This is a genomic window from Mesorhizobium sp. P2_A8, from assembly GCF_056404935.1.
Window position 1 is genome coordinate 66,555 of the sequence record NZ_JBFUDB010000012.1, and the last position, 23,720, is coordinate 90,274.

General features: G+C 56.5%; 18 protein-coding genes and 4 pseudogenes. 19 read left to right on the top strand and 3 right to left on the bottom strand.

Features of this window, described 5'->3' with window-relative positions:
* The first annotated feature begins 146 nt into the window (after positions 1-146).
* The 13 genes from AC1D10_RS31465 (at position 147) to AC1D10_RS31525 (ending at position 14,641) form a co-directional block, all read left to right on the top strand.
* Positions 147-1,292 (top strand): M24 family metallopeptidase, encoded by a 1,146-nt coding sequence (locus AC1D10_RS31465; protein ID WP_477278695.1) that lies wholly within the window; start codon positions 147-149, stop codon positions 1,290-1,292.
* A 313-nt stretch (positions 1,293-1,605) separates the two neighbouring features.
* Positions 1,606-2,673, top strand: coding sequence for an ABC transporter substrate-binding protein (locus AC1D10_RS31470; RefSeq protein ID WP_477278696.1), 1,068 nt, complete (start codon positions 1,606-1,608; stop codon positions 2,671-2,673).
* Positions 2,674-2,769: 96 nt separating this feature from the next.
* Positions 2,770-3,876: an ABC transporter ATP-binding protein gene (locus AC1D10_RS31475; RefSeq protein ID WP_477278697.1), complete on the top strand. Its 1,107-nt coding sequence runs from the start codon at positions 2,770-2,772 to the stop codon at positions 3,874-3,876.
* The gene (locus AC1D10_RS31480; protein WP_477278698.1) at positions 3,869-5,113 is read left to right on the top strand and encodes an ABC transporter permease; all 1,245 of its coding nucleotides are present in this window, start codon (positions 3,869-3,871) and stop codon (positions 5,111-5,113) included. Before AC1D10_RS31475 ends, AC1D10_RS31480 begins: the two co-directional genes overlap by 8 nt.
* Before the next feature lie 9 nt (positions 5,114-5,122).
* On the top strand, positions 5,123-5,956 hold the full coding sequence (locus AC1D10_RS31485; protein WP_477278699.1) for an ABC transporter permease: 834 nt from the start codon (positions 5,123-5,125) through the stop codon (positions 5,954-5,956).
* A gap of 1,182 nt (positions 5,957-7,138) precedes the next feature.
* Entirely contained in the window at positions 7,139-8,152 is a 1,014-nt protein-coding gene (locus AC1D10_RS31490) for a sterol desaturase family protein (protein WP_477278700.1), read from the top strand.
* 115 nt (positions 8,153-8,267) lie between these two features.
* Positions 8,268-8,588, top strand: coding sequence for a MocE family 2Fe-2S type ferredoxin (locus tag AC1D10_RS31495; protein WP_477278701.1), 321 nt, complete (start codon positions 8,268-8,270; stop codon positions 8,586-8,588).
* 71 nt (positions 8,589-8,659) lie between these two features.
* Positions 8,660-9,898 carry an NAD(P)/FAD-dependent oxidoreductase gene (locus AC1D10_RS31500; protein ID WP_477278702.1) on the top strand — a complete coding sequence of 413 codons (1,239 nt, stop codon included), beginning with the start codon at positions 8,660-8,662 and terminating at the stop codon, positions 9,896-9,898.
* A 366-nt stretch (positions 9,899-10,264) separates the two neighbouring features.
* Entirely contained in the window at positions 10,265-10,927 is a 663-nt protein-coding gene (locus AC1D10_RS31505) for a GntR family transcriptional regulator (RefSeq protein ID WP_477278703.1), read from the top strand.
* A gap of 145 nt (positions 10,928-11,072) precedes the next feature.
* Positions 11,073-12,200 carry an S-(hydroxymethyl)glutathione dehydrogenase/class III alcohol dehydrogenase gene (locus tag AC1D10_RS31510; RefSeq protein ID WP_477278704.1) on the top strand — a complete coding sequence of 376 codons (1,128 nt, stop codon included), beginning with the start codon at positions 11,073-11,075 and terminating at the stop codon, positions 12,198-12,200.
* A gap of 192 nt (positions 12,201-12,392) precedes the next feature.
* Complete coding sequence (locus AC1D10_RS31515; RefSeq protein WP_477278705.1) at positions 12,393-13,235, top strand: sugar phosphate isomerase/epimerase family protein; 843 nt, start codon at positions 12,393-12,395, stop codon at positions 13,233-13,235.
* A gap of 130 nt (positions 13,236-13,365) precedes the next feature.
* Positions 13,366-13,593, top strand: a complete 228-nt coding sequence (locus tag AC1D10_RS31520; RefSeq protein WP_477278706.1) for a hypothetical protein — start codon at positions 13,366-13,368, stop codon at positions 13,591-13,593.
* Between the two features lie 148 nt (positions 13,594-13,741).
* On the top strand, positions 13,742-14,641 hold the full coding sequence (locus AC1D10_RS31525) for a LysR substrate-binding domain-containing protein (protein ID WP_477278707.1): 900 nt from the start codon (positions 13,742-13,744) through the stop codon (positions 14,639-14,641).
* A gap of 117 nt (positions 14,642-14,758) precedes the next feature.
* Here AC1D10_RS31525 and AC1D10_RS31530 read toward each other — a convergent pair.
* The 3 genes and pseudogenes from AC1D10_RS31530 to AC1D10_RS31540 all read right to left on the bottom strand — a co-directional run.
* A pseudogene (locus tag AC1D10_RS31530) lies at positions 14,759-14,854 on the bottom strand (IS6 family transposase); the annotation flags it as partial.
* 1,001 nt (positions 14,855-15,855) lie between these two features.
* The gene (locus tag AC1D10_RS31535) at positions 15,856-16,653 is read right to left on the bottom strand and encodes a hypothetical protein (protein ID WP_477278708.1); all 798 of its coding nucleotides are present in this window, start codon (positions 16,651-16,653) and stop codon (positions 15,856-15,858) included.
* Positions 16,654-16,744: 91 nt separating this feature from the next.
* Positions 16,745-17,275, bottom strand: coding sequence for a hypothetical protein (locus AC1D10_RS31540; protein WP_477278709.1), 531 nt, complete (start codon positions 17,273-17,275; stop codon positions 16,745-16,747).
* A 101-nt stretch (positions 17,276-17,376) separates the two neighbouring features.
* Here AC1D10_RS31540 and AC1D10_RS31545 point away from each other — a divergent pair.
* The 6 genes and pseudogenes from AC1D10_RS31545 to AC1D10_RS31570 form a co-directional block, all read left to right on the top strand.
* Positions 17,377-18,205 (top strand): annotated as a pseudogene (locus AC1D10_RS31545) (DUF4158 domain-containing protein); the annotation flags it as partial.
* 33 nt (positions 18,206-18,238) lie between these two features.
* Positions 18,239-18,514 (top strand): annotated as a pseudogene (locus tag AC1D10_RS31550) (Tn3 family transposase); the annotation flags it as partial.
* 57 nt (positions 18,515-18,571) lie between these two features.
* Positions 18,572-18,879, top strand: a pseudogene (locus AC1D10_RS31555) (ATP-binding protein); the annotation flags it as partial.
* A 444-nt stretch (positions 18,880-19,323) separates the two neighbouring features.
* On the top strand, positions 19,324-20,430 hold the full coding sequence (locus tag AC1D10_RS31560) for an ABC transporter substrate-binding protein (protein ID WP_477278710.1): 1,107 nt from the start codon (positions 19,324-19,326) through the stop codon (positions 20,428-20,430).
* Between the two features lie 73 nt (positions 20,431-20,503).
* Positions 20,504-21,673 (top strand): ABC transporter ATP-binding protein, encoded by a 1,170-nt coding sequence (locus AC1D10_RS31565; RefSeq protein WP_477278711.1) that lies wholly within the window; start codon positions 20,504-20,506, stop codon positions 21,671-21,673.
* An 18-nt stretch (positions 21,674-21,691) separates the two neighbouring features.
* On the top strand, positions 21,692-23,461 hold the full coding sequence (locus AC1D10_RS31570; protein ID WP_477278712.1) for an ABC transporter permease subunit: 1,770 nt from the start codon (positions 21,692-21,694) through the stop codon (positions 23,459-23,461).
* Positions 23,462-23,720: the final 259 nt, after the last annotated feature.

Below are 23,720 nucleotides of genomic sequence, written 5' to 3' on the forward strand. Positions count from 1 at the left end.
AATTGCGACAACCCCACCTGTACACACCTATGACAGCTGGAGCAAGACAAGGCGGGCAAACGCCGCAATTTCCGGGCAGTTGACAGGGGTTTAGAGCTGGCATATAGATTTTTTTATCGCACCTGCATACAGCTTGGATCGAAAACATGAAAACGGGTGAGCTTCGCACCGAAAAATTGAAGAGCGCGCTTGAGGCAGCCGGCTTCGAGATCGCCTTGCTGACCAACCCAGACTCCATTGCGTACTTCGGGGAGTATCTAAACTACCTAGGTATCGACTTCGGCCGCCCCACCTTAATGGCCGTCCCAGTTGATGGTGACCCGATCATGATCACGCCTCTTATGGAAACAGAGATGTGTTCACGGATGAGCTGGGTCCGCGATATCCGCCCCTGGAGCGATGGCATCGATGATGAGTGGCGAAGGGTCCTCAAATCGGCGATCGCGGGCAAGGCCCGCCGTATCGCGATCGAGAAACGATCCATCCCTGCCCTCGTTGCCAACGACCTACTTCCCATAGTTCGAGACGCCGAACTCGGTGATGTTGGACCCCTCGTGTCCGAGATACGCATGATAAAGTCCGCTGACGAAATCGAGATTATGCGAAAGGCAGGTCAGGTTGCGGTGGCGATGGTGCAAGGAGCGCGCGAGACCATCGCCGTTGGTGTGCCAGAGTACGAAGTGGCTCTAGCGGTCATTGCTGCTGGAACACGAAAGGCTGCATCATTCCTCGACGACGATACCGACCGTTTCGTGTCTCCTACCATTTACAATCTCCAGATTCTCCAATCCGGCACTGACGTTTGCTTGGTTCATCGCCGCTCTTCTGTCCGCGAAATCCGCTTAGGAGATCCCGTCTATCTCTGCTTCTGCGGCATCGCCAACTTCCGCAACTACAAGCTTGGCTTCGACCGCGAATTCTTTGTGGGTGGAGCGACGGATGAGCAAGCCCGTGTTTACCAGACCGCTGTAGCCGCACAGCAGTCGGCACTCGCAGCTATCAGGCCTGGAATTAGCTGCGAGGAAGTGAATGCCGCCGCGGAGGCGGTCTACACGGAGGCGGGCTTCTCTCCGGGATATCGCACCGGCCGGTCCGTCGGCCAATCCTTTCTGGAAGCGCCGGAATTAAAGCGAGGAGAGAAGCGACAGTTGGCTGTCGGTATGACTTTCGCGGTCGACGGGGGCATTACCATCGAAGGCACCTTCGGTGGACGCATTGGAGACTCGATTGTTGTGACGGAAACTGGATTTGACTACCTAACCGAATACCCGCGTGAACTCGCAGTGTTGTGAGGGACAGCGTAGCACATCCCTACGGAATCTAGACGCCGACGAACGTTGAGGTTTTTGACCGTTCCGGAATGAAGAGGGCACCAGCAATATCGTCACCAACGCGGCTCGGGTAATGGCGTTGGCCTTCATTCCACATCTTCGAGGATCGCTGCTTGTGCGGTGCTGTTATTGCCCCAGTCCGTAGCAAAATGCCGTAATGCTTCGGCCACGAGTACACTGTGAGGAGAGAAGACAAGTCATACAGAACAACCGGTCTACCTTCAATAAGCCGAGCTGGCGAAAAAGAGCCAGCCAATCCAGAGGAGTAACAACTATGAATAGAATTTCGATTTTCGTGGCAGGCGTTGCACTGGCCAGTGTATCCACGATTCCGGCCTTCGCCGAGGATCGGCTGGTGGTAGCTTCCTTCGGGGGTGCCTACACTGCCGCTCAGTCGAAGGCTTTCATCGAACCTTACATGGCCGAGAAGGGCACTAAGGTACTGACGGCCGATTACAATGGCGGGCTGGCTGAACTCCGGTCGCAGGTGCAGTCTGGCAATGGGGCATGGGATGTTATCGATCTTGAACTCCAGGACGCGCTTCGGGCATGTGATGACGGTCTGATCGAAAAGATCGATGCCACCCAGCTCGCGCAGGCCGCGGACGGGACCTCCGCGATCGACGATTTTCTGCCGGGCACTTTGATGGATTGCGGCGTCGGGACCGTCACCTGGTCCAACGTAATCGCTTACGACAAAACGAAGTTTCCGAACGGAGGGCCGAAGACGATCGCTGATTTCTTCGATCTGAAGAAGTTTCCGGGGAAGCGGGGCTTGAATAATAAGCCGAACGTGATGCTCGAATGGGCGCTCATGGCAGATGGCGTGCCCAACAATAAGGTCTACCAAACGCTAGCGACGAAGGAAGGCCTTGACCGGGCATTCGCAAAGCTTGACACAATAAAGAAGGACGTTGTGTTCTTTGGCGCGCAAGCGCAAGCGCCGCAGCTCCTTGCCGACGGTGAAGTTGTAATGACAACGGCGGGCAACGGTCGCATCTACGACGCCATCTCAAAAGAAAATAAGCCGTTCGAAATTGTCTGGGATGGCCAGATCTGGAATCTCGATGTGTGGGCGATCTCAAAAGCGAGCAAGAACAAGGACGCTGCCTTGGACTTCGTGAAGTTTTCGACGACAAGTCAGCGCTTGGCGGACATGACGAAATGGATCAGCTACGGCCCCGTGAGAAAGTCCTCGCAGCCTCTCGTCCCGGAAGCTGTCCGACCCAACCTTCCTACATATGAATCTAACTTCAAGACGTCCCTCGCCAATGATCTTGAGTTCTGGGCCGATCATCAGGACGAGATCAATCAGCGCTGGGCGACTTGGCAGGCGAAGTGATCCGTCTTCGATTAACCTCTTTAGTGAAGGTCGGAGCTTAAGCTCCGACCTTCGGATACAGCGATTTGCTGCTACTGTTGGGGTCAGGGAATGCTCATGAATACCGACAACAGCTTCGTAAAGTTCCACGAAGTACAAAAAAGCTATGACGGTTCTTCTCTCGTCGTGAAATCCCTTTCGTTGACGATCGCTAAAGGCGAATTTTTGACCATGCTAGGGCCATCCGGTTCTGGCAAGACCACATCTTTGATGATGCTCGCCGGCTTCGAGCGTCCCACGGGTGGTAAGATTAGCGTAGCGGGTCGCGATCTGACCGACCTTCCACCGCACCGACGTGAGATCGGTATGGTCTTTCAAAACTATGCCCTGTTCCCACACATGACTATCGAGGAGAACGTCGCATTCCCGCTTGTTGCTCGTAAAATCCCGAAGCCAGAGATCGCCTCGCGGGTGTGTTCTGCTCTCGAGCGGATCCGTATGGGAGCTTTGGCGCATCGACGACCTGCGCAACTTTCTGGCGGCCAACAGCAGCGGGTTGCCCTCGCCCGTGCACTTGTCTTTGAGCCCTCACTCGTTCTCATGGATGAACCGCTCGGAGCGCTCGACAAACAGCTTCGAGAGCACATGCAGATGGAAATCAAACACCTGCACGAAGAGCTCGGCCTGACCGTGGTCTATGTTACCCACGATCAAGACGAAGCCCTGGCACTGTCAGATCGAGTGGCCGTTTTCAACAATGGTATGATCGAGCAGGTGGGGCCGGCCCGGGCTATCTACGAGGCGCCGGAAACGTCATTCGTTTCGTCTTTTGTCGGCGAGAACAACCATCTCGCTGGCATTGCAACTTCCGTGAGCGGAAGCGCATGCGCTATCATGGTTGGAAATGCCCAGATTCAATGCGTCGCTGTCGGCCCGTTAAAGCAAGGTGGTCGGGTAGTCGTCTCGCTTCGACCAGAACGCGTTTGCCTGGCGCTTAGTGACGACGATTTCGCCAACAAGGTGAAGGGCATCGCTAAGGAGGTTGTGTACTTCGGAGACCATCTGCGTATATCTTGTCAGCTTGAAAGCGGCCAAACACTAACATTAAAGCAACCTAACCGAGGCGGCATCCCTGAGGTCTCGGTAGGGCATCCCGTCATACTCGGTTGGCATGCGACGGATGCTCGGGCTCTTGCAGCCGAGGGAAAGGCCTCCAATGGCTGAGGCAATATTTTTCGCCACGCCTGATGACCTGGGCCACCGAGTAGCGCGGTCCCGTCGCAGCGATACTCGGAAGGGCCTTCTACTGTTGGCGCCTGCATTGGTGCTCTTGTTCATCGCTTTCATCGTCCCGCTCGGTTACATCTTGCGGCTGAGTATATATGACCCGATCGTTCCGGATGGGCTTCCACGAGTCGTCCAAGCGCTTGAGCATTGGAGTGGAAGGGGTGCTCCGGATGAGGAAACCTTCCGAGCGCTTGCGGAAGACCTCAGCGAAGCCCGGAAAGCTGATACGGTTGGCTTAATTGCAAACCGCCTCAATGTTGAGTACCCCGGTTTACGCAGCACGGTCATGCGGACTGTGCGCCGCTTGGGTCAAACGCCACCCGTCGACAACTTTACAGAGTTTTTTGTCAAAGCCGATCCAAATTGGGCAGCTCAATCGACCTGGCAGGCTATCAATCAGTTGCGCCACTCCGTAAATGCTAACTACTATCTCGCCGCTGTCGATCTTCGCCGCGATGCTTCCGGCAGCTTGGAACTCGCGCCGGAGGAAAATCGCATTTACACCACACTGTTCGTGAGGACTTTTCTTATAGCATTTTCGGTGACGTCGCTTTGTATTCTGCTCGGATATCCTGTCGCCTACTTGATCGCTACGTCATCGAAGCTCGTTGCCTCAGTCTCGATCATGCTCGTTCTTCTACCATTCTGGACGTCGCTGCTTGTCAGAACAACAGGATGGATCGTGCTGCTGCAGTCGCAGGGTGTGCTGAACGATCTCTTCGTCTATCTCGGCATCATTTCAGACGAAAACCGCGTGAGGATGATTTACAACCTCGCCGGCACGTTGATCGCTATGACGCATATCCTCCTGCCCTTCTTTATCCTTCCGCTATACAGCGTGATGGTCTCCATTTCGCCTGTGTACATGCGCGCGGCGCAGTCGCTTGGTGCTCACAGGTTCTATGCGTTCTGGAAGGTCTATTTCCCAAATACGCTGCCAGGACTTGGATCTGGCGCTCTCCTAGTCTTCATCCTTGCTGTTGGGTACTACATCACCCCCGCGCTCGTCGGCGGACAGTCCGGACAAATGATCTCTAACCTGATTGCATTTCACATGCAGTCATCGCTCAACTGGGGGTTGGCTGCGGCACTCGGGGTGATACTCCTGGCAGTCGTGCTGATCCTTTACGGCGTCTACAATCGATATTCCGGCGCAAACCGCCTGATGAACTGAGGGCTCGACATGCACAGTTTTAATGTCGAATACGCGTGGTCGGGGCTGTTTCGCGTGATCTGCGGCGCAATTTTGATGTTTCTCATCGCGCCTATTTTCATCATCGTACCCCTCTCCTTCAATTCGGAGCCCTATTTCACCTTCACCGGTGGCATGTTGCATTTCCGGTCGGAGGCATACTCTATCCGGTGGTATGAAGCGTTCGTTTCGGATGCGGGCTGGAGGGTTGCCGTGCGCAATAGCTTCTTTGTGGGTGGCCTTTCTACTCTGCTGGCTACCGCACTCGGCACTCTTGCCGCTCTGGGGCTAAACAGGCCTTTGCCAATGCGCAGCTTCATCCTGAGTCTTCTTCTTGCGCCGATGATCGTTCCGATCGTTGTGCTGGCGGCTGGTACGTATTTCGTCTTCGCAAAAGTCGGGCTTGTGGACAGCTACGTTGGACTCGTCCTAGCGCATTCCACCCTTGGACTTCCTTTCGTAGTGGTAACGGTGCTTGCCACTCTATCCAATTTCGATCAAGGGCTCGTGCGGGCTGCCCTAGTTTGCGGCGCCCATCCCACAATGGTTTTCCGCCGGGTCACGCTGCCTCTTATCGCTCCAGGAGTTCTGTCAGGAGCCGCTTTAGCGTTTGTCACATCGTTCGATGAGGCAGTAATCACGCTGTTCCTTTCACCTAGTCCAGAGTACTACACGGTTCCTCGCAAAATGTGGTCAGGGCTGCGCGAGCAGATCAGTCCCACCATCCTGGCTGTAGCCACCACTTGGATCGTACTCTCCTTGATGTTGATGATCCTCATGGGCGTCTTGCGGCGGCAATCGGCTCGAGCCACAGGAAACCGCTGACTAGCCAAATCGAGTCCCGACGCGTCCACCTGACAGTCGGGTTCTGCGGTCTGCCATCGCAAATCGTCCGCACCCCGCCGACCTGAGGGACAAGAGTTCATTCGTAGATGGATGAATGGCTTGGCCTACTCTTTTCGTAAACGGTGGTTCCGGACCACCTTTCGGGCGTGGTCGCGATATTGCCGGTTCTGCATTGGGGATCGGAAATCGGCTTGTGTCTGGATTTGATCCTACGGCGCCTGGCGGCCGGCGCCAGTGGTCTGTGGATGACAAAGGGCGGATCATCGCGGAGACGCTAGAGCGAACGCAATCATTTCCGATGTCGCTCGCCGTTATGGCCTGAGCGCAGGGCGGCTGCGCCTTTGGCATCCGCGTCTGGTGCATGAACGGCTGCTGAAGATCTCACCAAAACTATTCGCTCACGAGACGACGGCGCCGGTACTCAATCCCGGCCGCGGCTAGACGAAGGCTGGGTAGCTCTGCCCTATCCCCGCGATGACCGAGGGAGCGCCCCGCCGGCGTGCCGGATGGGAAAGGCGAGCGCATGACGCTCGCCTTCCTGGGCCATTGTTTGAGCTTTGCAGAGAGTTGCTGGATCGGGTTCAGATCGGGCGAGTGTATCGGCACCAGAATGCGCCGGCGCCACGATGGCGCGGCGAACAGCCCTACCCTTCAGCGAGCCGAAATTGCCCATGATCACGATGTCACCGACTTTGAGTTTCGGAACCACCACGCCCATCAGCAGCCACGGCGGTCTTCAGGCGATCATGACACAGCGTCGCCAGGAAGATTAATAGTCTGCCTATGGGACTTCGGCTTGGAGCCGCTGCCCAACCAGAAGCTCGCCCACAGCCGCGCCATGTTGGTCTTGGTCTAGGTGTCTCGACGAACCCCAGACGGAAAGGATCGTTTCCCGCGCATATAGCTGACGCCGGCGCGATGCATGCGCCCGGCCACGAAGTGAAACAGCGCCTGTTCTATACCCATGTGGTGAGGGCAGGCCTCGTAACGTGCAAGTCACGGGTTCTCGGTCAAGCTATACACAGCTCGCCGCTGTACGGCAAACAAAAACCGCGCTCTGCGGCGCACCACTCTTGACATGGCAGCCAGAAAGCCGTACTGCTGTATACATCATAACTCTTTAGAGTTTCAGAGCGCTGGGCTCACGAAGGAGAGAATCGTATGGATGACAGCCTTTATGGAAGCCGTGATAAACGGGGCCAGTGGTCACCTCATAAGCGGCCCGCCCGCGAGCCCTTGTTTGTATGGCCGGCTCAACCGAAAAAGTTTCTCGTGTGGATATTCGGCTTTCCTGGATATCTCTGGCCCTGGAATATGCTCCTCATCGGTATATCGGTTGTCGCGTGGGTCTATCTGACGCCGACGATGGATACGATGCGAGAGTTCAGCATCGGCTGGGTGGCGGCTATTCTCTTGCGCAACGCCGCGCTGGCCGTCCTTATATATGGAGGGCTACACACGCTTCTATACATTCAGCGCCGACAACACACTAGCTTCAAATACAATGCAAAGTGGCCCGACACCGACAATTCAGTATTTTTATTCAAAAGCCAAACGGCCGAGAACGTATTCTGGACTATGTGTAGCGGGGTGCCAGTTTGGACGGCTTATGAGGTGCTCGCTTGGTGGATGTATGCAAATGGCCACATGGCGCAACTGAATATTCACCAGCATCTTCCGTACTTTATCGGATTGCTGCTGATTACGCCCGCTTGGTTGAAGCTGCAATTCTACTTGGTTCACCGCTTGATCCACATTGGGCCCCTCTACCACACCATCCACAAAGTGCATCATAATAACGTTAATCCGGGACCATGGTCGGGTTTGTCGATGCATACGTTTGAGCACATCCTATATTTCTCTGGGGTGCTTCTTTACTTCGTTGTGCCCTCTCACCCGACGAACGTGATGTTCTGCCTTATGATCCAGGCGCTGATCCCAGCGCTGGGTCATCTCGGCTTCGACAAGATCGTATCCGAAGGGGACAAGAATCTCGATACCGAAGGCTACTATCATTACCTACACCATAGGTATTTTGAGGTGAACTACGGCGATACGTTAATCCCGTTTGATGAGTGGTTCGGCACAGCGCACGATGGCTCGCCCGAGGCCGACGATGCGATGTACAGGCGAATGAAGGCAAAAAACTTCAACCGCGGCGGTTCCAAGACATAAGCTGCACTCGGGCTGCACTTTTCTCGGCGAATAGTTGCTCTCTGCAGCAAGCGGGGCACGGCGGCTTTGCATCATTAGCGCCGTGTTCGATACCAAACCAAAGAGAGAAAGAGACATGACCAAACCAGGAGAGTGGGTGGAGGTTTGCGCCTTGGAGGCTTTAGCGCCTGAAGAAGCTATGAGGTTCGACCATGGCGGGCGCTCGTTCGCAGTCATTCGGTCGCCAGACGGCAACTACTTTGCGATCGACGGGCACTGCAGCCATGAAAAGGTCCATCTGGCAGACGGCCTTGTGGACGGCAACATCATCGAATGTCCCAAGCATTTTGGGGCGTTCGACTACCGAACCGGCGAAGCTCGAGCTCTGCCCGCTTGCATCGACCTAAGGCGCTACGAGATCAAGGTCGATTCTAATGTCGTGTTCATCAAGTTCTGAATGCCTATCGGGAGGAGAGTGATGCCGCATAGATACCAAGCTGCGCCATTATGCTGCAAGAAATTGCCCGCATGAAACCTGAACGCCCTATGGTAATTGTCGGTGCGGGCGAGGCGGGAACGGCCGCTGCTGTTGCGTTAAGGGAGAGAGGGTGCGGCGGACGCGTCATCCTGATCGGCAATGAAGCTACACTACCTTATGAACGACCACCGCTATCAAAACGCCTTTTGGCCGAGAGTGGAGATGATGGGCCAAAGTTCCTTATCACTCATGAGCGGCTGAAAAAGTTGGCAATCGAATACCTTGATGGGCGCAACGTCCAGTCAGTCGATCGCGCAACACATACAGTTTCGCTCTCGGGAGGCGAACTTCTGGCTTACGAGCGTTTGCTCTTAGCAACCGGCGCCCGTCCCCGAGGATTAACTGTCCCAGTCAACCCACACTGTCGAGTGAACACGCTTCGCACTTATGCCGACGCCGTCGCTATTCGGCAGGCCCTCAGGCCAGGATGTAATGTCGTCGTGATCGGAGGTGGCTTCATCGGGCTTGAAGTTGCCGCAAGTGCGATGTCCAGGGGCGCCTCTGTAACAGTGCTTGAGACCGGCCCACGGCTGCTGATGAGAGCAGTACCAGCCAGCATGGCAGAGCGCGTCAAAGCAAAACATCTGGGTGCTGGCGTACGCATTGAGCTGAATTCTACGGTCACGGGAGTCGAGGCGGCTGAAGAACGATCTGCGGTATTGTTGGCGGACGGCCGCACATACCTCGCCGATCTGGTGCTGGTGGGGGTCGGTGCCGTTCCAAACATAGAACTTGCACAAGCGGCAGGGCTAGCGATCGAAAATGGGATCGCGGCGAACGACACGCTAGCCACCTCCGATCCTGACATTTTTACGGCCGGCGACTGTTGTTCTTTCCTACATCCCCTCTACGGCGAGCGAATTAGGCTCGAGGTGTGGCGGAACGCGTGGCAACAGGGCGCGGCTGCGGCAGCTAATATGTTGGGCTCAAACTCCGCTTACGAGCGCGTTCCATGGTTCTGGTCGGACCAGTACGACGAGACGCTTCAGATCGCTGGTATTTGTAGTAATTCGGGTGCCACTATAAACAGGGACCTTGGCGAGAAGGGACAGATTTCCTTTAACTTGGCCCCTGACGGGCGCTTAGTGGCGGCATGCGGGTTTGGCAGTGCTGCCGCTATCGGGAAGGATATACGCGTCGCCGAGACGATGATCGGAAGGCGAATTTGTGCCGAAGCTGACGCACTGGCAAATCCCGCAATCGCCCTTAAAGCGTTGATGTTGCATTAAGCGGCATTCCAAGACTGACCAAATTGAAGGATCCCTGATATTGAAGATTGACAATTGAACGACATGAGGCAAATGCACCCCGCGCTCACCCGCTCATTCTGCCGATGACCAACTGAACCGGAGAGCATGCCTTCCGTTCGATGACCAAGTGGGGGTCTGATAATGCGCCGCGTTTTTGCCGGGAGCAGTCATCTGCTGCAACTCGGCGGTCACAGGATCGTGCATCGAATTTTCAAGGTGATTGCCTTCCGGCAATGACAGCCGAACCAACAAACGTTTGGGGATCGATCCTGACAATATGTTCAGAAAAGAGGCGGCTTTGCCTTGCATAGAACGAGGGCGAGATATGACCAATGGAGTTGCGGCATGAACGGAGAAGCGGAATCAAAGAAGGTGGGCGCTATCGAAATTCACGACCTGATGAGAGATCGCATTTGTCTTCTTGAATATGCGCCGGGGACAATGCTTCGCGAAAGCGATATCGCTGTTGAATTCCACGTCAGCCGGACACCAGTTCGTGAAGCATTCCAACGGCTGTCGATCGAAGGACTGGTGGAGGTGAGAAACGGCATCGGTACTTTCGTGACAACCCTTGACCCCGTGCAAATGCGTGAGGTTTTCGATCTTAGAATTGAAATGGCGCAGCTTTTTGGCCGAATTGAAGCCCGTGATGCGACGACAGCAGATGTGGCTGTCTTGGAAACCCTGCTTAGCCGGTCACACGGTTTGGCAGAGAAATTTGATGTCGGTGAGCATTGGCAAATAAACCATATCTTACACTTCGCGATTAGCGATCTTTTGCTAAACAACGTGTTCCGTGAGATGTGGCACAACCTTTATTTTAGGGCTGCCAGAGCATGGTACGACATGTCCCGCGACATATGGCCGGATGCCGTTAGATTGCTACAACTAGAAATAACTGATCTGCTCACAGCAGTGCGAGAGAACGATATCGAGGCAATCGGTTATATCAAACGCAACTACATCAAATTTTCGTGGAAGCGTATCTCTTCCAAGCAGAAACAATAGCACGGCCTCTGCAAGATCGTTGATGCTACGCGGTCTGTCCGTTTCGCTTTCTCTTAAGCCGACTTGTCATTCAAGCCTTGCAGGCTGATCCTCGGCGACCAACCCTGCACTTTCGGAATAACCACGCCTACACGGGAATTGATCTATGGACGTACGCGCCGCTGTTGCCGTTCAGGCCGGAAAACCGCTTGAAAATATGACCGTTCAGCTCGAAGGTCCGCGCGCCGGCGAAGTACTGGTCGAGGTGAAGGCGACTGGCATTTGCCACACCGACGACTTCACCCTCTCAGGCGCCGACCCGGAAGGTCTCTTCCCCGCCATTCTCGGCCACGAGGGCGCGGGCATCGTCGTCGATGTCGGCCCGGGTGTGACTTCGGTCAAGAAGGGCGACCACGTCATTCCGCTCTACACGCCGGAATGCCGCGAATGCTTTTCGTGCCTTTCGCGCAAGACGAACCTTTGCACGGCCATCCGTTCGACGCAGGGTCAGGGTCTGATGCCCGACGGTTCGTCGCGCTTCTCGATCGGCAAGGACAAGATTTTCCACTACATGGGCTGCTCAACCTTCGCCAATTTCACCGTGCTGCCGGAAATCGCCGTCGCCAAGGTCAATTCCGCCGCCCCCTTCGACAAGATCTGCTACATCGGCTGCGGCGTCACGACGGGCATCGGCGCCGTCATCAACACGGCCAAGGTGGAGATCGGCTCGACGGCGATCGTCTTCGGCCTGGGCGGCATCGGACTCAACGTGCTGCAGGGCCTGAAGCTTGCAGGCGCCGGCATGATCATCGGCGTCGACGTTAATCCCGGCCGCAAGGAGTGGGGCGAGAAATTCGGCATGACGCACTTCGTCAACCCAAAGGAAGTCGGCGACGACATCGTGCCCTACCTCGTCAACATGACGAAGCGTAACGGCGACCTGATCGGCGGCGCCGACTATACATTCGACTGCACAGGCAGCACGAAGGTGATGCGCCAGGCGCTCGAATCATCGCATCGCGGCTGGGGCAAGTCGATCATCATCGGCGTCGCTGGCGCCGGCCAAGAAATCTCGACGCGCCCATTCCAACTCGTCACCGGCCGCAACTGGATGGGCACCGCCTTCGGCGGCGCACGTGGCCGCACAGATGTTCCGAAGATCGTCGAATGGTACATGCAAGGCAAGATCCAGATCGACCCGATGATCACGCATACAATGCCGCTGGAAGACATCAACAAAGGCTTCGATCTGATGCATTCCGGTAAGAGCATCCGCGGGGTGGTCGTTTACTAGCGTCAGGAGGATAATCTCAAGGCGATGGTGCCGATATCTGGGATTTGCGCAGCTTGCGAGCTCGTTACGCAAGGGTGTCGGCGATCCCGCTCTCTATTCAAATGCTCCCTTCGCCATGCAGCGCTCGCCTGACGAATTCTAGTCATTTCGATACTGTCACAACGGGGCACCTTTAACGATACGGGAGGCGTGATGCAGCAACTCAAGGTTCTTCAATCACTCTGGGCAATGGAGCGACGCGAGCCCGATGGGTTCGAACGAACCCTAGACGAAAACCTTCGCATGATTGCAGATGCGCGCTTTGACGGAGTAAGCGTCTTCCTGGGCAGTAAGGAGCAGTCTCAGTCGCTTAAACGGGCGCTCGGCGGAGCCGGCCTGCTTGTCGAAGCATGCGCGCTTCCTGCGAGCGATGATGATTTGAGGCGGCAAATCGACATTGTCGGTGAGCTTGGCGCACTGCATTTCAATGTGCAACCGGACGCAAGACTGCGTCGACTAGCCGATGGCATCGACCTCATTGAGCGCTGGATGAAGATTAGCGAAGGTGCTGGCTTTCAGGTTTATTTTGAGACGCATCGCAATCGGCTCACGACCGATCTCTTTTACACACTTGATCTGTTGGATGCCGTGCCGAGCATGCCGCTTCTCGCGGATTTGTCGCATTTCCTTGTAGGTCGCGAGTTTGCTTGGCCTGTAAGCGACGAAAATCATCGGCTCATCGAAAGAATTTTGGATTCATCCTGGGCATTTCATGGCCGTGTGGCATCGCGCGAACAGGTCCAGATCGAGATCTCATTCCCGCATCATAAGATGTGGGTGGACCTGTTCGCTGGCTGGTGGCGCTACGGATTCGAAAGTTGGCGCCGCCGCGCAGATTTTGACGCCCAACTAAGCTTTACTTGTGAGCTTGGGCCACGCCCTTATGCAATCACAACCAGTGCTGGAAATGACTCGACAGATCGTTGGGCTGAAGCGCTGCTAATGCGCGATCTCGTGATGGGTGTTTGGGCTGCGCCAGCATTAACAGGCGTCTAAACCTTCATGTTAGGTCATCCCAAGGGAGCCTAGTTGAGGCTTTTGGTGCTTCAGGAGGGATGCCGGCCACAGACATCGGGGCGCCGGCATTGTTTCGGCAATCATCTAAATTAGATGCCACGAAGCCAGCGTGACAGAATTACTCGGTTGGCATCGCAAGATGCTTAAGCCGGATATGCCCAGACTCGGCGGCCTGGAGGTAGGCGGCCGGCAGGAGGTCGTCGATCTGCCCGCTGGGCTGACCGTTGACGATACTGGTGAGGAAATCGGCGCGATCGTCGAGCGGTTGGACGTTGTTGAGTTTGCGGATCTCAAGGCGACGATGGCCCGTGCTCCGCGACGCCGTTCGATCCTGTGAAGAGCGCGTTCATGCCTACGTGGGCCGCGCGAAACGAGACGCTCTCAGCCTCTGGCTTCCGATTGGAATTGACTAACCTTGCAATCTAAGGTTCAATTCAGTGAAACCAAATAATGGTTCTCATCAACAAAATTGAAGGCTGATCCCGATGAACGCCCCGCTCAATCATCCTTTGCCGCTGCTTGACCTCGAAGTGCTGCGCACCTTTGTGGCGATCGCCGAGACTGGCAGCTTCACCACCGCAGCCAACGCGGTCTTCCGCACGCCGTCGGCCGTATCCATGCAGATCAAGAAGCTGGAAGACATTCTCGGCCGTTCCGTCTTCGCGCGCGACGCCCGTTCGGTGGCACTCACCACCGATGGCGAGATGCTGCTCGGCTATGCGCGCCGGCTACTGTCAATCAACCGGGAAGTGGTGTCGAAATTCATCATCCCCGAGATCGTCGGCGTGGTGCGGCTCGGCTCGCCGGACGATTATGGCGAGCGCGTGCTGCCCCACGTGCTGAAGCGTTTCGCGCAGTCGCACCCTTCGATTGCGGTCGACGTCACCATCGACCAGAGCGTCAATCTTCGCCGGCGCATGGATGACCGCGCGCTCGATATCACGCTGCTCACCAACTCCCACAAGACCAAGGCGCTCGGCGCCGAGGTGCTTTTAACCGAACCGATCGTCTGGGCCGGGGCCAAGGGCGGCTGCGCGCATTTGCGCGAACCGCTGCCGGTGTCACTGTGGGAAGAAGGCTGCGCCTGGCGGGCCGGCGCGCTCGAAGCGCTCGGCCGCGACGGTCGCAATTACCGCATCGCCTATATGAGCGCGCATACGGCCGGCCAGCGCGCCGCAATCATGGCCGACCTCGCGGTAGCGCCGCTGCCGAAGTCGTTCCTTGGCAACGACATGGTCGAACTTTGCTCGAAGGACGGTATGCCCGATATCGGCACCTACAATCTGGTGATGGTGGTAGCACCGGACGCCAGTGCGCCGGTCAAGGCCGTGGCCGACCACATCCGCGCGACCTTCGAAGTGTTCAAGGAAACCGGCAAGTTTTGAGAGCTGAATGGGAGCGCAGAGAGGTCTGCGGCAAGGATTTGGAACTGCTCGGCCAGGGATGGATTCGGATTGACGGCCAACCTCGCCTGCCGTTTAGAATGATCGCGGCTGATCCTCTGATTCGAAGCCGAGCATTGACCGGATGCGGCGCTTGATGCGCCGATGGTCCTGTTCGATCCGGGTATTCAGGTATTTACTCTTGCGAATCCGGATCGGTCAGCCGACGCCGGGAACGATCCTGCAAACGATTTGTGATGTCACAGGTAAACGATAGCCTCCTGGTTGGTCTGGGCTACCATCGATGACGACGCGGTCGGGCCCGCTGTGCCGTCCAGAATTATCTGTCTCCGTCCGGAATTAAGCCCTGCTTCGAAGATCGTTTGCGGTTGTGCGCCCCCTGTGTCTGGACCGTGAACGAAGCGTATGATCGACGTCGACGCGAGGGGGAAGCGGCGCAGAGCGGGATCTTGGTCGATAGGGCTGCGCCGGTTTACCAATTCTGTCGTCTTGGGTTTACCAATCCGTTGCCGACGGTGAGCGGGTTGACTAAGGGCGGCTATATTCTACGCGAATCCAATCACTTAATGCCAATCCACAATTAACTGTCATTGAGGCCATTGGTAAACTCGGTCTCAGGATCGGAAACCCCTACCTTGAGCCAGAAAACTCTCCTGTTTTCAACTGCATAGGCCACGCACCAGAAACCCATAATTCCGGACTGGTAAACCCCGTGAAATGACCAACTAGTTCCGGTCGTCACACCAGTCTGCCATTTATGCGACTTTCGAAGCACATATGGTGAACGTCAACGCAGCCGCAATCGATCGAGAAATGCATTTACAGGCGGCAGTGACCCAACGGGCCGTTCCTGCCGATTAACCTTCCAACACCATTCCGATCGAGCGGGACATAACGTAGTTAGGCGCGGGAACATCCGACCAAAATCTATTCGCCGCTTGCCCGTTTTCGAACCAAGCCCAACATCCGACGCATCCACCTCACAGGCAGTTTTGCCTCCGGTTTATTTGCAACATAGCTTCGGATGTCGAAGCTCAGGTCGCCGACCGCTGCTGGCGGATAGTTCGGGCAAGAAGGCGCTGACCAACGCCGGAACCGGTCGGCCTCGGAGACCAGGCCGGTATTGCCGTCATACGAGAGATAGGCACCTACCCTGGCCCGCCGATTCCAGGGCGTGACCATCTGGACGACCAGTCCTACCGCAAGCGAGGCACACCGTTGGACCACACGACCTGCGGACGCCCGCCAGCAGCGCCATCATTTTTCGCACTCCATTGCTCGACGACCGGTTGGTCGACGCGGACGAAACGATTGATCGGGACGGAGCGCTTACCGGGCTCAAGCCATAGCAGCCCAGTTGCGCTGTCGTTGCTCAACACCAGCAGTCCGTGCGGCGTTTTCGGGCACGACTGGAAAAACCCGGGCACGAACGTATTGCCACTCTCAATATCCACCCCGCTGAAACGGGGAAGGCCGCGACCACCGTGGGTATGAACATGGAGGAGGGTCGAAGCTGGCCGATAGGCCGCCTGCGCGGCTTTGCGCATGGCGTTAGAGCCGATCCTTGCGCCGACATTTGGAGCGACTTCGTAGTCTTCGTCGGCGACCGGCATGTAGCCGCGAACCAACAGCAACAGGCCATCTGGCGCTATGGCCGCGCCCGCCGTCAGGAAGCCGACACGCTCGTTTGCGAAGAAGTGCGGCCTTGAGAGGTCGCTCCGGAGCTGGTCGAGCAGCGGGCCGGCGATCTTGAGGCTTACTCTCATTTGAGCTGCCCCAGGTGATTTGCGAGGATTTGTCCAAGGCAACGACGCCGGCACATTGTTGAAGGACATCGCGTGCCACGCGCGGCCCATGATCTGGTGGACCGTCCAGTTCTGACCGCGGTTCGGGAAGGGCTTCGACAGGAAGAGGCGCGTCGTGTAGCTCGAATGGCTGCGCGGGCAAAACTGGCCATCTACCGTCACGGTACCCCCGTTGTGCAGGATGTTCATGTTCGGGAGAAAGACGAGGGGTTGCCCCCCTCGTCCCACAGTTCTGCCAGGCGAATGATCCGCCGCAATGCCGCAAGTTGGAGCTGGGCCGTCATGACGATTGCCCCACTGGCGGATGGGAGGCGAATTCCATCCCGTCCTTCACCTTCAGGCGCTCGCCCGGCGCCATCTCACGGAAGACCCCATCGGAGCCGATGATGTCGAGCTTGTAGCCGGGGGGAACTCCGAAGATGCTCATCAGCTCTTCGGTGGTGTAAACGCGGCGTTCGAGTTCGAACTCGACACCGCCGCCGTAGATTACCGTCACCGACTTCTTGCGCTTGCGCAGCTTGGAGCGCTCGACATCGTCGCCGCCGATATTGACCTCGTCATCATCGTCGAAGATCTGGTAGAGGCCCGGACGTTCAAGGATCAGCGCCTGCTGGTCGCCGGCGCCGGCAAGAAACTTGATCTGCGAGGCGATCAGCTTCTTGCGCGGCCACTCCATCGCCAAGCCTTCTACGAAGAAGCGGTGCGTGATGCCGCCTTCCACCACGAAGAAGGGGTCGGAACAGAGCAGTGCGAAATCGTACGCTAAGAGCGAACGGATCTTGAACTCTACGGTAGTGCGGCTGTGCAGCATCCGATCCCTGTGGACTACCATCGCAGGGCACCAGTTTTGATTTCTTCGTCCGACCGACTCGACGACGCTCCCGGCACATCAGTCGTGGATGGAGTTGGTCGATGGGTAAACGGAGGCTTCTCAAGGTTCGGGATCAACAAAGACTTTTCGATATACCAACCGATGAGGACGGCCTCATCCGACACTATTCGTTGTCGCCGGCTGACAGGCTTGAGATTGGACTTCGCAGTCGAGAACACAATCAGCTCGGATTTGCCGTTCAGCTCTGTCTGATGCGATATCCAGGCAGGGTGTTGGCGATCGACGAAACTCCGCCTCGCGCAATGCTAAAGTACGTTGCTGAGCAGATCGGCGCCGACGCTGGAAAGTTTGCGCTGTATGCACGCCGTGAAGAAACGCGTCGCGATCACATTGCTCGCTTGATGGTTTATCTGGCCGCGCGGAGCGCGACGGGGCAAGACCGTAGAGCTGCGCTGCTGGCTGCAATTCAGGCGGCCGCGGTCTCCGACGAGGGGGGACGCGATAGCGAGTGCTACTGTAACGCGGATCTCTACTGCCGTTAATCGACACGATCGAACGGATCGGTCTTGTCGCCCGCGCCATTGCCCGTCGGCGAGCGGAGAGAGCGCTGATCGAAGAAATTTCGGTCGATACGCTTCAATCATTGGATAAGCTGTTGGAGGTTGACCCGGCCATCGGCCAAACGCGCTTTCATTGGCTGCGATCAGCGCCGGATGCGCCAAGTGCGTCAGACCTTGTCGGGCTGACCGAACGGATCGCCTTCTTGCGCAAGCTAGAAATCGACCCGAAATTGCAGATGCGCATATCGTCTGGACGGTGGGATCTGAGGGCAACGCCACACCGGCATGGCTGGCCAACGACTTCAATGCCAGCCGTCGCCACAAGGGAGAAGCTGCACATAAACTGAAGCGCGCCGTCTTCTTCCACGAGCGCGGCGAAATCCGCGACCGATCATTCGAAAGCCAGGCGTTCCGCGCCTCCGGCCTCAATCTTGTAGTCAGCGCGATCGTCCACTGGAACACTGTCTAACTCGACCGCGCGGCTACAGAACTCAAACGAGCGCGAAGGAACATCCCAGATACGGTGTTGAAGCATATCTCGCCGCTGAGTCGGGAGCACATCAACCTGACGGGCATCTACACCTGGGACAGCGAGCAACATCTCCCGGAGGGCTTCAGGTCGCTTCGCCTCCCGGCAGGGCTACGGCGTGCCGCATAACGTTCCTGCTCCGTTCGACCTTAGCGTACGATTTCGAACTGCTCTTGTTCCGACCCCCTCTACGAACGCACAAGCGTCATCATACCACGAACCTCGGCTTCAGCGAATGGGCCAGCGTCTTCGGCGATGCCAAGATGACAACCGCGCTTCTCGACCGACTGACCCATCATTGCAACATCCTCGAAACCGGAAACGACAGCTTCCGGTTCAAAAACAGATCTGCCCACGAACCGAAAAAAGCGAAGGAGAAAACCAGAACCTTGACCGTCCCCGCAGAGCTTCCGGTGGAAATGCCGGGTCAGTTCTTACTGAAAATCAACAGCCAATCCGTTGGCCTCGCCCGGGCGAAAAATCCCGCTGCTTGATGCCGGCTACGGGAGAGATTTGCGGCATCACGCGAGTGGCACCCACTCGCTTCGCAGAGTGGCGAACAGTCGAAGGCATCGACGACCAGAAGCCGACATTGTGCCGTAAACAGCGTGTTGGCTACTCATCGAAATCGGGTACATCCCTTAGGGATTCGGCAGCTCTGTTAACTCGCGGTAAGGCAGATATCCGTAGGAAAAAATGTCTCATCCCTGCATATCGGTTCTAGATGACTCCGATATACAATCAGCATTTGACGCAAGGTGCCGCGCGATGGATGTTGAGTTACAGAGCGTCCTAGCATTCAAGTTAGTCAGCTGATCGACCGTTTCTGCTCAATTTCCTGATATGTCCACGGTTCTGCCTTTCGGGAAATAATATCGGCGTAGCGCTGAATCCGGGGCTCCCCTGACCAAGGATCAACATTTCAATGGGAGACGTCAATGCACCATCTTATGAACCGCAGGCGTTTTATGCAGGCCACGTCGTCCGGACTCGCGGTTGGCGCGCTATCTTCTCTGGCTGGCCGGGCTGCAGCGCAGTCGACAAATGAACTGCGAGTATTGGTCAACGGTGGCGAAGTTGGAAAGGCTAATATCGAAGCTTATGTGAAACCCTTCGAAGCAGAAACTGGAATCAAGGTTACTCCAATCACCCAAGATTTCGATTTCGCTAAGCTCGAGCTGATGGTGAAAGCGAATAACGTTACGATCGACGCGAGTCCCATGGGTCCAGGTGCGATGCTTCCTGCGGCCGCGAAGGGATACCTCGAAAAGATCGATTACTCGATCCACAAGAAAGAAGAGATTGACGGCCTCTTCGATTTCGCCAAGCATCCGTTCGGCGTCGCATCGCTCATCTATTCTTACAACATGGTCTACAATACCAATACGTTCCCTGACGGCAAGCCACGACCGGGCAACTGGGCCGAATTCTGGGACGTCTCAAAGTTTCCTGGTACTCGATTCCTCGTGTCTGGTCAGTATGGGTCTGAAGGACCTTGGGAGGAAGCATTGATGGCGGACGGCGTCGCTATCGATAAACTTTATCCGATGGACATTGATCGTATTTTCGCCAGCCTCGACAAGATTAAGCCGCATGTCCGCAAGTGGTGGTCGAGTGGGTCCGAGATCCAGCAATTGATGAGTGGTGGAACTGGCGACATCATGAATTCCTACGACGGCCGAGCGATCTCTTCGATGGATAAGGGCTTGCCGGTCGAAATTAGCCGCAATCAAGCCAAGCTAACATGGGACTATTGGGTTATCCCAAAAGGAGGCCCCAATACGCAAAATGCTCAGAAGTTTGTTGAGTTCGCTGCCCGAGGCGAGAACCAAGCGAACTTCTCCAAAATGTACCCTGAAGGTCCGAGCAACCGCAACGCGTTCAAGTTGATACCGGACGACATTGCCCGAAGGCTTCCAACCCATCCTGACTATATGTCGCAAGGCATCCCCATAAACGGAGCGTGGTACGCTGAAGTCGGCTCGGATGGCCTGACGAATACACAGAGGCTCGCCCAGCGCTGGAGCGAGTGGGTCCTTCGCTAGATCCTCGGCGAGTTGAAAGGCAGGGCGGCATTCATTTGTTTGCCGCCTTGCCCAATGATATTCTGGAGCCAGCATGTCGGACGCACTTGTCTTTGCAGAACAGGACCCCAGTCCCGGGCGATCCGGTCAATCTCGATTTTGGCCCCGGCCATCACGATTTAGCCGCGTCCACCCACGTATTGAGGATAACGCATTGGAGCAGAGCCCAACTTCCGCCGAGATTGAATTTCGCCACGTCACCAAGGTGTATGGGCAAGTAGCCGCGGTCGAGGACTTGTCCCTTACAGTTCGCCGGGGCGAGTTCTTGACTATTCTCGGACCGAGCGGTTCAGGCAAGACCACGGCGCTGATGCTGCTCGCCGGGTTTGTGGCGCCGACTGGAGGCGACATCCTTATCGCTGGAAATTCTGTTGCCGCAGTCCCATCTTACCGGCGCGATCAAGGCATTGTCTTTCAAAGCTATGCGCTGTTTCCGCACCTCACGGTAAATCGCAATCTGGAATTTCCTCTCGAAATGCGTGGCATCAAAGCGACCGATAGGACAAAGCGGGTCGAGCGTATCCTCGAGAGAGTGCACCTCAAGGGCTTTGGCGGCCGCATGCCTTCGCAACTGAGCGGTGGCCAGCAGCAGCGTGTGGCGCTTGCCCGCGCGCTGATCGCCGATCCGCCGTTTCTCTTGCTCGACGAGCCGCTCGGCGCCCTCGACCGCAACCTTCGCGAACAGATGCAGATCGAGATGAAGAACCTGCACAAAGAGTTCGGGATTACCACCATATGCGTGACGCACGACCAGGAGGAGGCGCTCACCTTGTCCGACCGTATTGTTGTCATGCGTGCCGGGCGCATCGAACAGACCGACACCCCGGAAGCCCTTTACGATAGGCCGAAATCACGTTTCGTGGCGAATTTTATTGGTGAAGCCAACATCCTCGAAAATCTCGATTGTGAGGCGGGATCCGATACGGCGCGGCCGGCCGGCACCGTGCCCATGATCCGGCCAGAGCGTATCTGCGCCGCCTCGCCGACTGCGCCGAAGCGGGCCGATGCAAGTCGTTGCCAGTCGATCACCGGTATAGTTGAGGACATGATCTACGCCGGACCTTTGCGGAAATACCATGTGCGTGTCGGGAGCAGTGTGCTCGTCGCCCGCGAGCATGTTGCCTCGGGTCAGCAGATCTTCCAACCGGGGGATACTGTGCGGCTTGATTGGCTTCGATCCGACGTCCGCTTCGTCGCGGTGTGAGCCCCTGGAAGACGAGCGATGCAAATACTTCAAAAATTGGTACGCACGCCGATTGCACTCACCGTGCCGGCCCTCACCATTCTGCTCGTCGTATTCGGCGTTCCGATCGTTCAGCTCTTCCTGAATAGCCTCAATGCTCCGGGCTTTTCGGTCGCCAACTATAGTGCATTTTTCGGCCAGTCGGCAAATGTGCGCGTGCTCTACCAGACGATCCAGATTAGCCTAGTGGCTACGGCGATCTGCCTTATCATCGGCTATCCCACGGCTTACCTGATCGTGACTGCCTCAAAGCGCGTGCGCATGGCACTGATCGTGCTCGTCGTAATTCCGTATCTGACAAGCGGTTTGGCGCGCACTTATGCATGGATCATAATTCTCGGCGATGGCGGCCTGATAAACAATTTGCTGCTCGAACTCGGTTTCATCTCGAGTCCGATCCCGCTCATCTACAACCGTATGGCTGTTTACATCGCCATGGTCCACATCATGCTGCCGATGATGATCCTGCCTCTCGTCAGCGTCATGATGGGCATTGACAGGTCGCTGATGGCCGCCGCGCGCAGCATGGGCGCGCGACCGTTTACCGCTTTCTGGCGTGTGTTCTTCCCACTCAGCTTACCGGGCGTGCGCAGTGGCTCCCTGTTGGTCTTTGTGATCTGCCTCGGCTTCTACATCACGCCGGCGGCCGTTGGTGGATTGCGCGATGCGATGATGTCGACCTTCATCGCGTCACAGGTCTCGACCGGCCTTGACATGGCGCCTATTGCAGCCTCGTCGTTTATTCTGTTGGCGATCGCTGTGATCGTGCTTTCCGTCTTGGGGCTCGATCTTTCGGGTACCCAAGCAGGCACAGTCCCAACGGCGCGGAAGTGGCGAAGCCGGCTGCCCTTGTTCAGGGCGATGAAACGCTACTATGACGAACTACCCATTTCTTCACGTGCGAAGCGATGGGAGGTCCAACTCTATCAGACTGGGCATGAGAGCAAATGGTCGAAAATTGTTGGACCGACGATTGTAGTCCTAGTTATGTTCTACCTGCTGTTTCCAGAGGTGGTTGTTATAATCATGTCATTCAGCGCCGGGTCGATTCTGGAATTTCCTCCCTCGGGTTTTTCGTTTCGATGGTACAGTTCGTTCTTCGAGGATCCGTCTTGGTATGGCGCAGCCTGGACCAGCATTCAGATCGGCGTCGCGGTCGCCATAGTGTCGACCCTCGTTGGCACTCTTGCCGCCTACGGCATTAGCGGCGCCCGTCCTCAGTTACGCCGCTTGCTGACTCTGGCGATCCTGACGCCGATCACCATCCCGGTTATCGTTGTAGCCGTGGCGACATACTTTGGCTTGGTCAATCTCGGACTGGTCGGTTCGCAAACAGGTGTTGTGCTGGCGCACAGCATCGGCGCCATCGGCTATGTCGTCGTAATAGTGTCAGCGACATTGGCAAATTTTGACCGGAGGCTGGAGCAGGCAGCCATGAGCTTGCGCGCCGGACCGTTACAGACCTTCAAAAGAGTGACGTTGCCCTTGATCCGACCCGGCATTATCGGCGGCGCGGTGTTCGCCTTCATTCACTCGTTTGACGAGGTCGTCGTCACATCATTTGTAGGCGGATTCTCAGTCTACACGCTGCCGCTGAAGATGTGGGAAAACATACGGAACCAGATCGACCCAACGCTCGCCGCAGTGGCATCGCTGTTGACGCTTCTTCCTGTGCTCTGGCTGGTGGCTCTCTACATCACGTGGCGGCGATCTAGGCAAACGAGTCAAGGGGCTGTTTTTTCGGCATGACAGTAATTAGTGCGCTCAGTATCTCGCTTTCCGGGGTCGTACACCTTGCGGAACCTGACGGCAAACGGCTGTCAAAATAATAACCGTCGCCTGACTGCAGAACCTTTTTGTGATTTCCTAGGGTAACCTCAACCGCAACGGCGATAACCATTCCGGCCTCCTGCGCTGCGTGGGTGAATTCCTCGCCGGAGTCTGCTCCTAAGGCATATCTCTCCTGAAGCATGAGCAGTTGCCGGTTCGGTTGATTCAGCCTGATTAC

Bases quoted from the DNA above. Each gene is read 5' to 3' on its own strand.
- AC1D10_RS31475 (WP_477278697.1), top strand. From the start codon at position 2,770: ATGAATACCGACAACAGCTTCGTAAAGTTCCACGAAGTACAAAAAAGC.
- AC1D10_RS31565 (WP_477278711.1), top strand. From the start codon at position 20,504: ATGTCGGACGCACTTGTCTTTGCAGAACAGGACCCCAGTCCCGGGCGA.
- AC1D10_RS31510 (WP_477278704.1), top strand. From the start codon at position 11,073: ATGGACGTACGCGCCGCTGTTGCCGTTCAGGCCGGAAAACCGCTTGAA.
- AC1D10_RS31480 (WP_477278698.1), top strand. From the start codon at position 3,869: ATGGCTGAGGCAATATTTTTCGCCACGCCTGATGACCTGGGCCACCGA.
- AC1D10_RS31505 (WP_477278703.1), top strand. From the start codon at position 10,265: ATGAACGGAGAAGCGGAATCAAAGAAGGTGGGCGCTATCGAAATTCAC.
- AC1D10_RS31495 (WP_477278701.1), top strand. From the start codon at position 8,268: ATGACCAAACCAGGAGAGTGGGTGGAGGTTTGCGCCTTGGAGGCTTTA.
- AC1D10_RS31570 (WP_477278712.1), top strand. From the start codon at position 21,692: ATGCAAATACTTCAAAAATTGGTACGCACGCCGATTGCACTCACCGTG.
- AC1D10_RS31535 (WP_477278708.1), bottom strand. From the start codon at position 16,653: ATGAACATCCTGCACAACGGGGGTACCGTGACGGTAGATGGCCAGTTT.
- AC1D10_RS31560 (WP_477278710.1), top strand. From the start codon at position 19,324: ATGCACCATCTTATGAACCGCAGGCGTTTTATGCAGGCCACGTCGTCC.
- AC1D10_RS31485 (WP_477278699.1), top strand. From the start codon at position 5,123: ATGCACAGTTTTAATGTCGAATACGCGTGGTCGGGGCTGTTTCGCGTG.
- AC1D10_RS31525 (WP_477278707.1), top strand. From the start codon at position 13,742: ATGAACGCCCCGCTCAATCATCCTTTGCCGCTGCTTGACCTCGAAGTG.
- AC1D10_RS31540 (WP_477278709.1), bottom strand. From the start codon at position 17,275: ATGCTGCACAGCCGCACTACCGTAGAGTTCAAGATCCGTTCGCTCTTA.
- AC1D10_RS31515 (WP_477278705.1), top strand. From the start codon at position 12,393: ATGCAGCAACTCAAGGTTCTTCAATCACTCTGGGCAATGGAGCGACGC.
- AC1D10_RS31500 (WP_477278702.1), top strand. From the start codon at position 8,660: ATGAAACCTGAACGCCCTATGGTAATTGTCGGTGCGGGCGAGGCGGGA.
- AC1D10_RS31465 (WP_477278695.1), top strand. From the start codon at position 147: ATGAAAACGGGTGAGCTTCGCACCGAAAAATTGAAGAGCGCGCTTGAG.
- AC1D10_RS31470 (WP_477278696.1), top strand. From the start codon at position 1,606: ATGAATAGAATTTCGATTTTCGTGGCAGGCGTTGCACTGGCCAGTGTA.
- AC1D10_RS31490 (WP_477278700.1), top strand. From the start codon at position 7,139: ATGGATGACAGCCTTTATGGAAGCCGTGATAAACGGGGCCAGTGGTCA.